Annotated in this window: 11 protein-coding genes; 1 reads left to right on the plus strand and 10 read right to left on the minus strand. The window is 69.8% G+C overall.

The features are described from left to right. Positions 1-125 precede the first annotated feature (125 nt). The 10 genes from ACFWU9_RS19100 to ACFWU9_RS19145 all read right to left on the minus strand — a co-directional run bounded on the left by ACFWU9_RS19100 (position 126) and on the right by ACFWU9_RS19145 (position 13,754). A complete protein-coding gene (locus ACFWU9_RS19100) occupies positions 126-1,724 on the minus strand; it encodes a CHAD domain-containing protein (RefSeq protein ID WP_384319775.1) in 1,599 nt (532 codons plus the stop codon). Between the two features lie 60 nt (positions 1,725-1,784). Continuing rightward, positions 1,785-2,984: a rod shape-determining protein RodA gene (rodA, locus tag ACFWU9_RS19105; protein ID WP_384319777.1), complete on the minus strand. Its 1,200-nt coding sequence runs from the start codon at positions 2,982-2,984 to the stop codon at positions 1,785-1,787. Between the two features lie 3 nt (positions 2,985-2,987). Further along, on the minus strand, positions 2,988-5,366 hold the full coding sequence (gene mrdA, locus ACFWU9_RS19110; protein WP_384319779.1) for a penicillin-binding protein 2: 2,379 nt from the start codon (positions 5,364-5,366) through the stop codon (positions 2,988-2,990). After that, positions 5,363-6,028, minus strand: coding sequence for a rod shape-determining protein MreD (gene mreD / locus ACFWU9_RS19115; protein ID WP_384319781.1), 666 nt, complete (start codon positions 6,026-6,028; stop codon positions 5,363-5,365). Before mreD ends, mrdA begins: the two co-directional genes overlap by 4 nt. Positions 6,029-6,039: 11 nt before the next feature. Then, the gene (gene mreC / locus ACFWU9_RS19120) at positions 6,040-6,999 is read right to left on the minus strand and encodes a rod shape-determining protein MreC (protein ID WP_384319783.1); all 960 of its coding nucleotides are present in this window, start codon (positions 6,997-6,999) and stop codon (positions 6,040-6,042) included. A gap of 331 nt (positions 7,000-7,330) precedes the next feature. Then, on the minus strand, positions 7,331-8,350 hold the full coding sequence (locus ACFWU9_RS19125) for a rod shape-determining protein (protein ID WP_331916554.1): 1,020 nt from the start codon (positions 8,348-8,350) through the stop codon (positions 7,331-7,333). A 283-nt stretch (positions 8,351-8,633) separates the two neighbouring features. Next, complete coding sequence (gene ndk / locus ACFWU9_RS19130; RefSeq protein ID WP_384319786.1) at positions 8,634-9,044, minus strand: nucleoside-diphosphate kinase; 411 nt, start codon at positions 9,042-9,044, stop codon at positions 8,634-8,636. Between the two features lie 117 nt (positions 9,045-9,161). After that, a complete protein-coding gene (locus ACFWU9_RS19135; RefSeq protein WP_384319787.1) occupies positions 9,162-9,524 on the minus strand; it encodes a DUF4233 domain-containing protein in 363 nt (120 codons plus the stop codon). Positions 9,525-9,528: 4 nt separating this feature from the next. After that, on the minus strand, positions 9,529-11,052 hold the full coding sequence (locus tag ACFWU9_RS19140; protein WP_384319789.1) for a bifunctional folylpolyglutamate synthase/dihydrofolate synthase: 1,524 nt from the start codon (positions 11,050-11,052) through the stop codon (positions 9,529-9,531). A gap of 80 nt (positions 11,053-11,132) precedes the next feature. Next, positions 11,133-13,754: a valine--tRNA ligase gene (locus ACFWU9_RS19145; RefSeq protein ID WP_384319792.1), complete on the minus strand. Its 2,622-nt coding sequence runs from the start codon at positions 13,752-13,754 to the stop codon at positions 11,133-11,135. 136 nt (positions 13,755-13,890) lie between these two features. On the opposite strand from ACFWU9_RS19145, the gene ACFWU9_RS19150 reads away from it, so the two are divergent. Continuing rightward, entirely contained in the window at positions 13,891-14,847 is a 957-nt protein-coding gene (locus ACFWU9_RS19150; protein ID WP_384319794.1) for a hypothetical protein, read from the plus strand. The last annotated feature ends 114 nt before the right edge of the window (positions 14,848-14,961 follow it).

The raw sequence follows: 14,961 nt of genomic DNA on the forward strand, positions 1-14,961 counted from the left end.
AGCGCCGACCGGCCCTCACCGCGCGAGCGCCCCCCGGGCCCCGGGCCCCGGGCCCGAGCGCCCGCCCCGACCCGAGGACCCTCGCACCCGCGGCCACACCCGCGGCCGCGTACGCGAAAGCGCACTCAGCCGCTCAGTGCCGTCCGCAGCTTCCGCCTGGCGGACTCGCGCCAGATCTGGGGCAGTTCCCGCTCCCGGTCGGCCGCCCGCGCCTCCTCCTCGCCGTACAGCAGCCCCCAGGTGAACGCGGACTCGCCGGCCGCGTGGGCCTGGATCGCGAGGTCGCGCAGGGAGTCGCGCGCCACCACGCTGTCCTGGTGGTCGCCGAGCACGCCCTGCACGGCCTTCATCCGCTTGGAGAAACGCTTCGCGGGCCTCCCGAGGGCGGGCTTCGCCGCGTCGGCGGCGTAACGGGCGCGCTTGGCCGCCTTGCGGGCGTCGTGCAGCGCCAGATCGCGCTCCTCGCCCGGGGTGAGGGCCAGCGCGTGCTCGACCCGGCCCGCGAGGCGTTCGTAGTCCTTGACGATCGCCCGGGGCAGTACCCTGCCGGGCTTCTTCTCCGCGCGGTCCGTGAGCAGCGGCGGATCGGCGAGCAGTGCCTCGACCGAGTCCAGCAGGCGCAGATAGCGCGCGCTGTCCAGTACGCCGAGGGTCTTGGCACGCGCGTCGGTACGGCCCGCGGCGTCCCAGATCCGGAGCCGGGCGTGCACGGGACCGAGCAGCAGGGTCGTGTCGTGGGCGTCCACGCGTTCGGTCAGGCGCTCGGCGAGGACCTCCTGGTCGCGGTCGACGCCCAGCTCCCCGGCGAGCCACTTCAGCTCGGCGCCGATGGGCCGGGTGACCTCGCGGTCGAGCACCTTCCCGTACGTACGGAAGGCGGAGCGCATCCGGCGGGTGGCGACCCGCAGCTGGTGCACGGAGTCCGGGAGGTCGCGGCGGACGGCCGGGTCGTAAGCGACGATCGCGTCGGCCTGCTCGCGCAGATAGGCGAGCACGTGGTCCCCGGCGGTGACCGGCGCGCGCCGGCTCTTCCGCCCGGTCCCCGGCCCGCGGCCGGCCTTCCTCGCCTCCGGCGCGCTCCCGGCGGGCGCCGTGTCGGCGAGTGCCCTGGCGAGCTTGGACGCGGCGGACGCGGGTCGTACGCCCGCCTTGCGGAGTACCTTGGCGACGGCGTCGAGGAGTTCGGGGGCGCCGTCGTCGGCGAGCTCGACCTCGATCTCGGTCCAGTCGGCGGTGGCGCCCCCGGCGGGCAGGCGCTCCGCGCGGACGGTGTCGACGGCCACCTCGGCGAGCGTGCGCCCGGCCTCGTCGGCCAGCAGGCTGATGTCGCGCGAGGTGCGCAGGCGTACGACGGGCGCGAGCTCGGCGCCGCGGACGCGCGAGCGCACCAGTGCGGCGAGCTCGTCGGGGAGGGTGTCGGAGAGCGGGGCCTGGAGCTCGTCGCGGACGCCGTCGCCGACGGGGAATTTCAGATGCCAGCCCTCGTCCGCGCCGCCGGTGCGCCGGCGGAGGGTGAGGGTGTCTGCGGTCAGCCGCAGGTCGGGGGTGTCGTAGTAGACGGCGTCCAGCTCGGTGACGCCCCGCTCGGTGACGGCGGAGACGGCCGGCACCTGGGTGAGGTCCGGCAGGAGGGAACTCCCGGAGGGTTCCGCTCCGCTGCCGGCGGTCCTCGGCCGCTCCGGGAGTTCGTACTTACGTTCGATCTCGCGCTTTGTGTCCACCATCTGTACAAAGGTAGTCGTGGGGATTGCCGTATCGCATTCCCCACGACCCAAACCGGTAGATCAAGCCGTTATCGGCCGCTGGACCCTGATCGACTCCAGTAGCCCGACCGCGATCCAGACCGCGAACATCGACGTGCCTCCGTACGACACGAACGGCAGCGGCAGCCCCGCCACCGGCATGATCCCGAGCGTCATCCCGACGTTCTCGAAGGCCTGGAAGGCGAACCAGGCGATGATCCCGGCCGCCACGACCGTCCCGTACAGCTCGGTCGTCTCACGCGCGATCCGGCAGGCGCGCCAGAGCACCACACCGAGCAGCAGCAGGATCAGCCCGGCGCCGACGAAGCCCAGCTCCTCGCCGGCGACGGTGAAGACGAAGTCGGTCTGCTGCTCGGGGACGAACTGCCCGGTGGTCTGGGAGCCCTTGAAGAGCCCGGTGCCGGTGAGCCCGCCCGAACCGATCGCGATCCGCGCCTGGTTGGTGTTGTAGCCGACACCCGCCGGGTCGAGCTCCGGGTTGGCGAAGGCGGCGAAACGGTTGATCTGGTACTCGTCGAGCACCCCGAGCGCCGCGACCGCGACGGCGCCCGCGACACCGGCGCCGACGAGCCCGAAGATCCACCGGTTGGACGCCCCGGAGGCGAGCAGGACGCCGAGCACTATCACCGCCATGACCATGACGGAGCCGAGGTCCGGCATCATCATGACGATCACGATCGGGACGATCGCGAGCCCCAGGGACTTGGCGACCGTCCGATGGTCCGGATGGACCTGATCACCCGCGTCGACTCTGGCCGCGAGCATCATCGCCATGCCCAGGATGATCGTGATCTTCACGAACTCCGAGGGCTGGAGGGTGAAGCCGCCGCCGAGCACGATCCAGGCGTGCGCGCCGTTGATGGTGGCGCCGAGCGGGGTGAGGACCAGCAGCACGAGTACGACGGAGATGCCGTACAGCACCGGCACCGCGCCGCGCAGGGTGCGGTGGCCGAGCCAGATCGTGCCGATCATCAGGGCCAGCCCGATACCGGTGTTCAGTATGTGGCGGAAGAAGAAGTGGTACGGATCGCCCGAGTTGAGGTCCGTACGGTTGCGGGTCGCCGACCAGACGAGCAGCGATCCGACCGCCGACAGCGCGAGCGCGGAGAACATCAGCGGCCAGTCGAGCCTGCGCGCCAGTGAGTCGCGGGCCGCGAGTGTGGCCCACAGCCCGCGCTCGGGACCGTATCCGGAGACGGAGAAGCCGCTCGTGCCGGCCATGCGTCAGTCCCTCCGCGCGGGCGCGCCCGCGAGCTGTCCGTTGTCGTTCGGTGCCCGCCCGGGACCGGCCGGTGGCTGCCCGGTGTCGGGTGCCTGGCCCGTATCGGGTGCCTGCGCCGTGCCCGGGGCCCGGCCCGCGTCACCGGGGGCCTGCCCGTTGTCCGGGGCCTGGCCCGCGTCGTCGGGCGCTTGGCCCGCGTCGTCCGGGGCCTGGGGCACCAGTCCGTTGTTGTCACCGGCCGGCGCGATCTCGTTGCCGTCCAGCGGTGTCTTGTTCGGTACGAAGGGCTTGATGGTCGGCGCGTCGATCGTGCCGTCGGGCTCGATCTTGGGCAGTCCCCCGCGCGGCTTCGGCATCAGGGCCTTCTTGAGGTTCTGGCCGCCCTTCGCGTCGAGCCCGTACATCGCCTCGTAGATCTTGCGCACGGCGGGACCCGAGGCCCCGGAGCCCGTACCACCCTGGGAGATCGTCATGACGATCGTGTAGTCCTCGGTGTACGAGGCGAACCAGGACGTCGTCTGCTTGCCGTAGACCTCGGCCGTACCCGTCTTGGCGTGCATCGGGATCTTGTCCTGCGGCCAGCCGCCGAACCGCCAGGCCGCCGAACCGGTGGTCGCCACTCCGGCGAGCGCCTTGTCGAGCTGGTCGCGGAGCTTGCCGTCGATCGGCAGCTTGCCGTGCGACTTGGGCTTGATCTCCGTGACCTTCTTGCCGTCGGGGCTGACGATCGCCTTGCCGACGCTCGGGTCGTACATCGTGCCGCCGTTGGCGATCGCCGCGTAGATCGTGGCCATCTGGATCGGCGTGACGAGCGTGTCGCCCTGGCCGATCGAGTAGTTGACCGCGTCACCGGCGCGCATCCGGTTGCCCTCCAGGCAGCCCTCGTACGCCAGTTGCTCGACGTACGTGCCGCCCTTCTTGCCCTGCTTGCACCAGCTGGCCTTGTTGGCCTCCCAGAAGTCCTGCTTCCACTGGCGGTCCGGGATACGGCCCGCGACCTCGTTGGGGAGGTCGATGCCGGTCTCCTTGGCGAGGCCGAACTCCTTGGCGGTCTTGTAGAAGTAGTCGTTGGCGCCCTTCTTGGGCTTGTTGCCGCCGTCCTTCGACCACTCCTTGTGCGCGAGACCGTAGAACACGGTGTCGCAGGAGACCTCCAGCGCGCGCCCGAGGTCGATGCTGCCGTAGCCCTGGGACTCGAAGTTCTTGAAGACCTGGTTGCCGATGGAGTACGAACTGGGGCACGGGTAGCTGCCGTTGAAGTCGTAACCGGCCTTGACCGCCGCCGTCGACGAGATGACCTTGAAGATCGAGCCGGGGGCCGCCTGCGACTGGATCCCCCGGTTCAGCAGCGGGAAGTTGGACTTCTTGCTGGTGAGCTTGGCGTAGTCCTTCGCGGAGATCCCGCCGACCCAGGCGTTGGGGTCGTACGTCGGCTGCGACGCCATGGAGACGACGCGGCCGGTCTTGGACTCCAGGACCACCACCGCGCCCGCGTCGGCCTTGTAGTTCTGGTTGGTGTTGCGGTCGTGCTCCTTGCGGGCGGCCTTCATCGCCTCGCTGAGCTCGTACTCCGCGACCGCCTGCACGCGCGCGTCGATGGAGGTGATGATGTTGGAGCCCGGCTCGGCCTGGTCGCTCTTGGCCTGGCCGATGACCCGGCCGAGGTTGTCGACCTCGTAGCGGGTGACGCCCGCGTCGCCGCGCAGGTACTTGTCGTACGTGCGCTCCAGACCCGAGCGGCCCACCTGGTCCGAGCGGAGGAACGGCGAGTCGGTGTCCTGCGCCTTGGTGATCTCCTCGTCGGTGACCGGCGAGAGATAGCCGAGCACCTGGGCGGTGTTGGCCTTGCCCGGCGCGGCGTAGCGGCGCACGGCGGTCGGCTCGGCGGTGATGCCGGGGAAGTCCTCGGCGCGCTCCCGGATCTGGAGGGCCTGCTGCGTGGTGGCCTCGTCCGTGACGGGGATGGGCTGGTAGGGCGAACCGTTCCAGCAGGGCTGCGGTGTCTCGTTGTCGCAGAGCCTGACCTTGTCCCCGACCTCCTTCGGCGTCATGTCGAGGATGCCGGCGAGACGGACGAGGACGGCCTTCCCCTTGTCGGGCATCTTCATCAGTTCCGTACGGCTGGCGGAGACGACGAGCCGGGTCTCGTTGTCGGCGAGCGGCACACCCTGCGAGTCGAGGATGGAGCCGCGCACGGCCGGCTGGACGACCTGCTGCACATGGTTGTTCTTCGCCTCGTCCGTGTACTCGGCGCCGTTGCGGATCTGGAGGTACCAGAGCCGTCCGCCGAGGGTGAGCAGGAGCGAGAAGACCAGGATCTGGATGACGACGAGCCGGATCTGGACCCTGGGCGTCCGTCCGGTCTCCGGAATGTTGCTCACAGTCGTTTGACCCCCTTGATCCGTCCGGCACGTGCGGCCCGTGACCTGGCCGTCTTCAGGCGCAGCCCCCCGCGCTGGTTGCCGATCTTCAGTCCGGTGCCCGCCGCCAGCCAGCCGGAGGCGACGTCGGTGCCGCCGCTCGACTTGTCGGCGAGCGGGTCGTTCTCCGCGCGTCTGGCCAGGGCCATGATCAGCGGGACGGTGAACGGCGCGAGCAGCAGGTCGTAGATGGCCGAGGTGATGATCAGATTGGTAAGGCCGACATGGCGGGCGGCCGTGTCGCCGACGAGGGCGCCGACCCCCGCGTACAGGAGCGTGGTGGTGACGGCCGCGCCGACGACCACGACCATCGGGCCCAGCGCGGTGCGCAGTTGGCCGTGGTCGGGCTTGGCGAGTCCGGCGAGATAGCCGACCACGCAGAGCACCAGCGCGTACCGCCCCGCCGCGTGGTCGGCCGGCGGGGCGATGTCGGCGAGGAGCCCGGCTCCGAAGCCGATGAGCGCGCCGCTGACGTGTCCGTAGACCAGGGCGAGCGCAACGACGACGAGGAGCAGCAGATCGGGTACGGCTCCGGGGAGTTGGAGACGGGCGAGTACGGCCACCTGGACGACCAGCGCGACCACGACCAGGGTGACGGAGAGCAGCATCCGGTTGAAGCGCATGGGGATCAGCTCTACTCCTGCTCGTTGACCTGACCGTCGCCCGGCAGGTCCTGGCCGTTGGGCGACGGGGTGGCCGTGACAGTGACGGTCGGTGTGGGCTTGGGCTTGGCGGGCTTCTTCGGCAGGACCATGTCGCGCGGGTCCTCGCGGGGTGCCTGGACGACGACGCCGACGATGTCGAGCTTGGTGTAGCCGACGTAGGGGCGGACGAAGATGTCGCGGGTGAGGCCCCCCGCGGAGGGGTCGACGCGTACGACCTGACCGACCGGCACCCCGGGGACGAACGGCCGGTCCTTGCTGGATCCGAACGTGACCAGCCGGTCGCCGGCCTTCACCTTGGCCTTGCCGTTGAGGAGCTGAACGTTGAAGGGCCGGTCGCCCTGGCCGGTGGCGAAGCCCAGTTCGTCGGAGCCCTCCATCCGGGTGCCGACGGTGAAGTCCGGGTCGTTGGCGAGCAGTACGGTCGCGGTGCTCGGTCCCACGGTGGTGACGCGGCCGACGAGGCCGTCCCCGTTCAGGACGGTCATGTCGCGCTTGAGGCCGTCGTCGGCGCCCGCGTCGATGGTCACGGTCCAGGAGAAGCCCTGGGCGGCTCCTATGGCGATGACCTCGGCGGCCTTTATGCCGTACTGCCCGGCCCCCGCGGTGTTGAGGAGCTTGTCCAGCTCCTTCAGCCGACTGCGGTTGCGCGCGTCGCTGCCGAGCCGCTGCTTGAGTGCCGCGTTCTCCTGCTCCAGGACGGTGACGCGGTCGTGCCGCTCACCGGAGTCCCGTACGGCCCCGATGGCGTTGCCGACCGGGTCGACGGCCTTCGCCACGCCCTCCTGGACGGGGCCGAAGACCGAGGCGGCGGCCCCCCGGGCACCGTCGACGGGTGACGCCTCTCCCCCGCGGATATCCACCGTGATCAGTGCGAACGCGATGGCGATCAGCAGCACCAGGAGCAGCCGGCTCTCTCGTGTGTCCCTCACGTGCGGCGGCCGTGCCTTCCTCGTTGGAATGCCTCGTCGGATATTTCTGTGCGAATCGCGGGAATCCCCCGTAAGCGACTCGTCGCAATTGGCGCATCGGATTGGTCTTGTCTGTATATCAACGATCCACCGGCGGGGGCGTCAGCGTTCCATAGGGGCCGTCCCCCGGGCCTGTTGGGGCCCGGGGGATATTCGCCCTTTTCGTGATCCGCGCGGGGTCGGCGGATACCGGCGGCGCGGTCGGCCGAGGTCGGGCGTTCGTTGATCGGGCGTTCGCTGGTCGGTCGTTCGTCGATCGGGCGCGAGCGGGTGGTCCGTCCGCGTTACGTCGTCATCTGCGCGGCGAGGCGTCGAGCACCTGCTGGAGGGCCTCGAACTCCTCGACGCACTTGCCGGAGCCGAGAGCCACCGAATCCAGCGGGTCCTCGGCGATATGGATGGGCATTCCGGTCTCACGGCGCAGCCGCTCGTCGAGGCCGCGCAGCAGGGCGCCGCCGCCGGTGAGGACGATGCCGCGGTCCATCACGTCGCCGGAGAGCTCCGGCGGGCACTTGTCGAGCGTGGTCTTCACCGCGTCCACGATCGCGTTGACCGGCTCCTCGATGGCCTTGCGGACCTCGGCGGCCGAGATGACGACGGTCTTCGGAAGCCCCGACACCAGGTCACGGCCGCGGATCTCGGTGTGCTCGTCCTTGTCGAGGTCGTAGGCCGAACCGATGGTGATCTTGATCTGTTCGGCGGTGCGCTCACCGAGGAGGAGCGAGTACTCCTTCTTGATGTGCTGGATGATCGCGTTGTCCAACTCGTCGCCGGCGACCCGGATCGACTGCGCGGTGACGATTCCGCCGAGGGAGATCACCGCGACCTCGGTGGTGCCGCCGCCGATGTCCACGACCATGTTGCCGGTCGCCTCGTGGACGGGCAGACCCGAGCCGATGGCGGCGGCCATGGGCTCTTCGATGATGTGCACCTGGCGGGCGCCCGCCTGCGTGGACGCCTCGATGACGGCGCGTCGCTCAACTCCCGTGATGCCGGAGGGCACACAGACGACGACCCGGGGGCGGGCCAGATAGCGGCGCTTGTGGATCTTGAGGATGAAGTAGCGCAGCATGCGTTCGGTGATCTCGAAGTCGGCGATCACACCGTCCTTCAACGGCCGGACGGCAACGATGTTGCCCGGTGTCCGGCCGATCATCTTCTTCGCTTCGGAGCCGACCGCGAGGATGCCGCCCGTGTTGGTGTTGATGGCGACGACGGACGGCTCGTTGAGCACGATCCCCCGACCCCTGACGTACACCAGCGTGTTGGCGGTCCCGAGGTCGACAGCCATGTCACGGCCGATGAACGACATCTTGTTCCCCATGAGGATGCGTCTGGCCTTCCCAAATCGAGCGTTGACGGCTTTTCAGGATGGCGAGGTGGATGCTGAGGCGGTGAGGTCCATCGTAGTGCCGCCCGTACTGACTCGGCGCGGTAGATCCACCTCTAATAAAGGTGACGATGTGTCGCAGCCATGCGTTCCCGCTCTGGCTCCGCCTATGCAAGGGGTGGCCGAATTCCGTCGGTCGCCGCACGGACGTTAAGCGCTGTATGGCTGACGTTTGATCAGGAAAGACCAGGGTAAGGGCTGTCTTTCAGTGCTCGGGAAAGAAAAGTTTCAGTTCCCGAATGGCGGACTCCTCGGAGTCCGAGGCGTGGATCAGGTTCTCGCGGACGATCGTTCCGAAATCCCCCCGAATGGACCCCGGCGCGGCGGCGATCGGGTCAGTGGGCCCCGCCAGGGCGCGTACGCCCTCGATGACGCGCTCGCCCTCGACGATCAGGGCGACGACCGGGCCCGACGCCATGAACTCGATCAGCGGCTCGTAGAACGGCCGGCCCTTGTGCTCGCCGTAGTGCTGCTCCAGCGTGCCCTCGTCGAGCGTGCGCAGCTCCAGCGCGGTGATGCTCCAGCCGGCCTTGCGCTCGATACGGCCGATGATCTCTCCCACCAGAGCACGGCGGACGGCGTCCGGCTTGAGGAGGACGAGAGTGCGCTGGGTCATGGTGTGCGGCTCCTTGCGGGCATTCACTGCGGGCAAACGGGTGAAGTGGTGTGAGGCTACAGGGGCGCGTGCGGGCTGCCGTACCCGGTCCGGGTACGGACGCCCCCGGACCGCGCGCTACGTCAGGGGCTCCGCGGGCGCCGGGGCGGCGGCCTGCTCGGCCCACCGCGCCTTCGCCGCGTCGATCTTGCGTCCGAAGTGCACCGAGGCCCACCACAGCGCGCCGAAGAGCACCCCCAGGAAGAACATCACCGGCACGATGAAACCGCCCGCGACCAGCGCGACCTGGAACGCCCAGCCGAGCTGGACCCCGCCCGGCCTGGTGATCATCCCGCACAGCAGCAGGGACAGCAGCATCGCGACGCCGCAGACCGTCCACACGACTCCCATGGACAGGTCGTCGGACTTCATGGCGACGAGCCCCGCGAAGCCGATCACGAAGAACTCACCGATCAGCGTCGACGCGCAGAGCGTGCGCATGCGATCAGCCCCTTCCCAGAAGCAGCCGGGCCTCGCCGACCGTAATCACCGAACCGGTCACCAGCACCCCGGCGCCGGCGTACTCCCCGTCCTCCTCGGCGAGCGTGATCGCCGCCTCCAGCGCGTCGTCGAGCCGGGGCTCGACCTGTACGCGGTCGTCGCCGAACAGTTCCACGGCGACCGTCGCCAGATCGTCCGCGCTCATCGCGCGGTCGCTGGAGTTCTCCGTGACGACGATCTCCGCGAAGACCGGCTCCAGCGCTTCGAGGAACCCCCGGACGTCCTTGCCGGCGCTGGCGCCGACGACCCCGATCAGTCTGCTGAAGCCGAACGACTCACCGATCGCCGCCGCCACGGCCCGCGCGCCCGCCGGATTGTGCGCCGCGTCCAGGACGACCGTCGGCGAGCGCCGTACGACCTCCAGCCGGCCGGGCGAGACCACGGAGGCGAACGCGGAGCGCACCGTGTCCAGCTCCAGGGGCCGCGGCTGCTCGGCCCCGATCCCGAAGAACGCCTCGACGGCCGCGAGCGCCACCGCCGCGTTGTGCGCCTGATGGGCGCCGTACAGCGGGAGGAAGACCTGCTGGTACTCGCCGCCGAGGCCCCGCAGCGTCAGCATCTGCCCGCCGACCGCGACCTCGCGGGAGACGACGCCGAACTCCATGCCCTCGCGCGCCACCGTCGCGTCCATCTCCAGGGCGCGCTTCAGCATCACCTGCGACGCGTCGACCGGCTGCTGCGCCAGGACGACCGTCGCGCCCCGCTTGATGATCCCGGCCTTCTCCACGGCGATCTCGCCGGGCGTGGAGCCGAGCCGGTCGGTGTGGTCCAGATCGATGGGGGTGACGACGGCGACGGAGGCGTCGATCACGTTCGTCGCGTCCCAGCTGCCGCCCATGCCGACCTCGACGACCGCGGCGTCCACCGGTGCGTCCGCGAAGGCCGCGTACGCCATGCCCGTGAGCACCTCGAAGAAGGAGAGCCGGTAGTCCTGGGCGCCGTCCACCATGTCGACGTACGGCTTGATGTCCTCGTACGTCTCGATGAACCGCTCCGCGGAGACCGGTTCGCCGTCCATGCTGATCCGCTCGGTGACCGAGGAGACGTGCGGACTGGTGTAACGGCCGGTGCGCAGGTCGAAGGCGCCGAGCAGCGCCTCGATCATGCGGGCGGTGGACGTCTTGCCGTTGGTGCCCGTGATGTGGATGGACGGATAGGCCCGCTGGGGGTCGCCGAGCACGTTCATCAGCGCCTCGATACGGGTGACCGAGGGCTCCAGCTTGGTCTCGCCCCAGCGGCCGGCCAGCTCCTGCTCGACGGCGCGCAGCGCCTTGTCGACCTCCGGGTCGGTGGGCCGGGCCGGTACGCCGTCGCCCTGCGGGGGCCCCGTCTGGGCGCGCAGCGTGCGGCTTCCGGCCTCGATCACGGCGAGGTCGGGGTCGCGGGTGGTCTCGGCGTGGACGATGTCGTCGAAGTCGTCGTCGTACTCGCCGGGCTGGTCGGGCTGGTCGGGCCGGTGCTCGCTCACGGGCACCAGTCTACGGAGCGGGTACGGCGTGACCGCCGCCCCGCCCCGTCAACCGGTGCCGATGATCGTCCGGGCGCCCGTCAGCCCTCCGGGAGAGCCGCGAGCTGCGCCGTGATCCGCTCGATGTCCGCGTCGGCCTTGGCCAGCCGGCCTCGGATCTTGTCGACCACGTTGTCCGGGGCCTTCGCGAGGAACGCCTCGTTGCCGAGCTTGGCCGTGGCCTGCTGCTTCTCCTTCCGAGCCGCGTCCCGGTCCTTCGTCAGGCGCTTGCGCTCCGCCTCGACGTCGATCGTGCCGGACAGGTCAAGCTCCACCCTCGCGCCCGCGACCGGCAGGGTCGCGGTCGCCTGGAAGCCGTCGCCCGCCTCCTGGAGCCGCAGCACCTGCCGGATCGCCGCCTCGTGCGGGGCGAGCGGTGTCGCGGACAGGTCGAGCCGGCCCGGGACCTTCTGGGCCGACTGAAGGCCCTGGTCGGCGCGGAAGCGGCGGACCTCGGTGACGACCTGCTGGACGTGCTCGATCTCGCGCTCGGCGCCCGGGTCGCGGAAGCCCGAGTCGGCGGGCCAGTCGGCGATGACCACCGACTCCTTGCCGGTCAGGGTGGTCCACAGGGTCTCGGTGACGAACGGGACGATCGGGTGCAGCAGACGCAGGGTGACGTCCAGGACCTCACCGAGGACGCGCCCGGAGACCTTGGCCTGGTCACCGCCGGCGAAGAACGTCGTCTTGGACAGCTCGACGTACCAGTCGAAGACCTCGTCCCAGGCGAAGTGGAAGAGGGCGTCCGACAACTTCGCGAACTGGTAGTCCTCGTAGTACGCGTCGACCTGCGTGACGGTCTGGTTCAGCCGCGAGAGGATCCACCGGTCCGTGGCGGACATCTCGGACGCGTCGGGCAGCGGGCCCTCGACCGTGGCGCCGTTCATCATGGCGAAACGGGTCGCGTTCCAGATCTTGTTGGCGAAGTTGCGGGAGCCCTGGACCCAGTCCTCGCCGATGGGGACGTCGACACCGGGGTTGGCGCCCCGCGCGAGCGTGAAGCGGACGGCGTCCGTGCCGTACGCGTCCATCCAGTCGAGCGGGTTGACGACGTTGCCGAAGGTCTTGGACATCTTCTTGCCGTGCTCGTCACGGACCATGCCGTGCAGCGCGATGGTGTGGAACGGCGGGGTGCCGTCCATCGCGTAGAGGCCGAACATCATCATCCGGGCGACCCAGAAGAACAGGATGTCGTACCCGGTGACCAGGACCGAGTTCGGATAGAACTTCTCCAGGCTCGGGGTCTGTTCGGGCCAGCCCAGGGTGGAGAACGGCCAGAGCCCGGAGGAGAACCAGGTGTCCAGGACGTCCGTGTCCTGGCTCCAGCCCTCACCGGTCGGCGGCTCCTCGTTCGGGCCGACGCAGACCGTCTCGCCGTCCGGGCCGTGCCAGACCGGAATCCGGTGGCCCCACCACAACTGCCGTGAGATGCACCAGTCGTTGAGGTTGTCGACCCACCCGAAGTAGCGGGGCTCCATCTCCTTGGGGTGGATCGTGACGCGGCCGTCCCTGACGGCGTCGCCGGCCGCCTTGGCGAGCGGGCCGACCTTGACCCACCACTGGAGCGACAGCCGCGGTTCGACGGTCGTCTTGCACCGCGAGCAGTGGCCGACGGAGTGGACGTACGGCCGCTTCTCGGCGACGATCCGGCCGTCCGCGCGCAGCGCGGCCACGATGGTGGAGCGCGCCTCGTAACGGTCGAGTCCCTGGAAGGGGCCGGGGACGGTGATGACGGCCCGTTCGTCCATGACCGTGATGTTCGGCAGGTTGTGACGGCGGCCGATCTCGAAGTCGTTCGGGTCGTGGGCCGGGGTCACCTTGACGGCGCCCGTGCCGAACTCGGGGTCGACGTGCTCGTCCGCGACGACCGGGATCGAACGGTCGGTGAGCGGCAGCTTGATGCTCCTGCCGATCAGATGCGTGTAGCGCGGGTCGTCGGGGTGGACCGCGACGGCGGTGTCGCCCAGCATCGTCTCGGCGCGGGTGGTGGCGACGACGAGCGTCTCGTCCCCGTCGCCGTACTTGATGGAGACCAGTTCGCCGTCGTCGTCCTGGTACTCGACCTCGATGTCGGAGATCGCCGTGAGACAGCGCGGGCACCAGTTGATGATGCGCTCGGCGCGGTAGATCAGCTCGTCGTCGTAGAGCCGCTTGAAGATGGTCTGGACGGCCGCGGACAGCCCCTCGTCCATCGTGAACCGCTCGCGGGACCAGGCGACGCCGTCACCGAGACGGCGCATCTGCCCGGAGATCTGGCCGCCGGACTCCTCCTTCCACCGCCAGACGCGCTCGACGAAGGCCTCACGTCCCAGGTCCTGCCGGGACTTGCCCTCCTTCGCCAGCTCGCGCTCGACGACGTTCTGCGTGGCGATACCGGCGTGGTCCATGCCGGGCTGCCACAACGTCTCGTAACCCTGCATCCGCTTACGGCGGGTCAGGGCGTCGATGATCGTGTGCTCGAAGGCGTGCCCGAGGTGCAGGCTGCCGGTGACGTTCGGCGGCGGGATGACGATGGTGTACGGGGGCTTCCCGCTCTTCTCGTCAGCCTCGAAGTAGCCGCGTTCTACCCAGCGCTCGTACAGCTTCCCCTCCACCTCGGCCGGCGCGTACTGGGTCGGCAGTTCAGGGTTGGCTGCGGGCTGCGCTTGAGAGTTCTCGGTCACCCGCACAGTTTAGAGCCGTCACAGCTCTGCACTGAAACGGGATAGTTCGGTAACGGTGCGCCCCCCGATGGTCCATGACGCGGCTCCTTGAGTCAGGATGTCGGGAACGCATAAGCATCTGGAGGGGACAGAGCACATGAGCTACAACCAGCCGGGCCCGTACGGTGGGCAGCAGCCGCAGGGCCAGCCCGGACCGTACGGACAGCAGCCGCCGCAGGGCCAGCCCGGCTACGGGTACCCGCAGCAGCCGCCGCAGGGTGAGCCCGGCTACGGGTACCCGCCGCAGGCGCCGCAGGGAGTGCCCCAGCAGGGTTACGGCCAGCCGCAGCAGCCGGGTCCGTACGGCCAGCCGCCCCAGCAGCCCCCGTACGGCGGAGCCCCCGGGTTCCCGCCCCCGCAGGGTGGCGCTCCGAAGAAGAAGACGGGGCTGATCATCGGCGCCGTGATCGTGGCACTCGCGGTGATCGGTGGTGGGGCGTACTTCCTGGTGGGCGGAGGCAGCAGTGAGGTCGCCGACGACGGCCCGCACAAGCTGATCACGCCGGCGACGGTGATCGACGGGGAGTACAAGAAGGGCGACGACAGCGGGGCCGACACCGGCGGCATGACGAAGGACGACCTCAAGGACGCGGAGAAGTGGGGGGTGACCAACCCCAAGGACGTGAACGCCAATTACCAGTCGGGGTCGGAGGACAACCCGCTGGCCGGGAAGCTGATCTCGTTCGGCGGTGTGTACGGCGAGGTGGAGGACCCGGAGAAGGCCGTCGACGCCATGTTCAACTACCTCAAGTCGGAGTCCGCGAAGGAGGCCGGCGACGAGGACGTTCCGACGTTCGAGGGGGACGCCAAGTCCTTCGAGCCCGAGGGCCTCGACGGCGCCATCCTGAAGTGCCAGGCCGCGAAGATGAAGCTGGGCGAGAACGAGGGCCCCTCCGAGATGACCTTCTCGATCTGTATCTGGGGCGACCACTCCACCCTGGGCTTCACGATGCCGGTCGACATGGCGAGCGCCCTGACGGGCAAGGCCGGCTCCCTGGAGGACGCCGCCGCCACAACCGCCAAGCTGCGCAACGACGTTCGCGTCAAGCTCTGACGGTACGCACGACGACGGAGGGTCCGGGCGGCGGCATCGTGAGGCGGCTGGTGCGGTGGACCCGGTCGTCCCCCGGGGCGGCGGCCTGGTCGGGCGCACCGGATCCGTCGGACG

The sequence above is a fragment of the Streptomyces sp. NPDC058653 genome (assembly GCF_042716895.1).
Lineage (GTDB): Bacteria > Actinomycetota > Actinomycetes > Streptomycetales > Streptomycetaceae > Streptomyces.

Excerpts from the sequence above, each read along its gene's own strand:
- ACFWU9_RS19135 (WP_384319787.1), bottom strand. The coding sequence starts at position 9,524 with ATGCGCACGCTCTGCGCGTCGACGCTGATCGGTGAGTTCTTCGTGATC.
- ndk (WP_384319786.1), bottom strand. The coding sequence starts at position 9,044 with ATGACCCAGCGCACTCTCGTCCTCCTCAAGCCGGACGCCGTCCGCCGT.
- ACFWU9_RS19100 (WP_384319775.1), bottom strand. The coding sequence starts at position 1,724 with ATGGTGGACACAAAGCGCGAGATCGAACGTAAGTACGAACTCCCGGAG.
- ACFWU9_RS19125 (WP_331916554.1), bottom strand. The coding sequence starts at position 8,350 with ATGTCGTTCATCGGCCGTGACATGGCTGTCGACCTCGGGACCGCCAAC.
- rodA (WP_384319777.1), bottom strand. The coding sequence starts at position 2,984 with ATGGCCGGCACGAGCGGCTTCTCCGTCTCCGGATACGGTCCCGAGCGC.
- mreD (WP_384319781.1), bottom strand. The coding sequence starts at position 6,028 with ATGCGCTTCAACCGGATGCTGCTCTCCGTCACCCTGGTCGTGGTCGCG.
- ACFWU9_RS19150 (WP_384319794.1), top strand. The coding sequence starts at position 13,891 with ATGAGCTACAACCAGCCGGGCCCGTACGGTGGGCAGCAGCCGCAGGGC.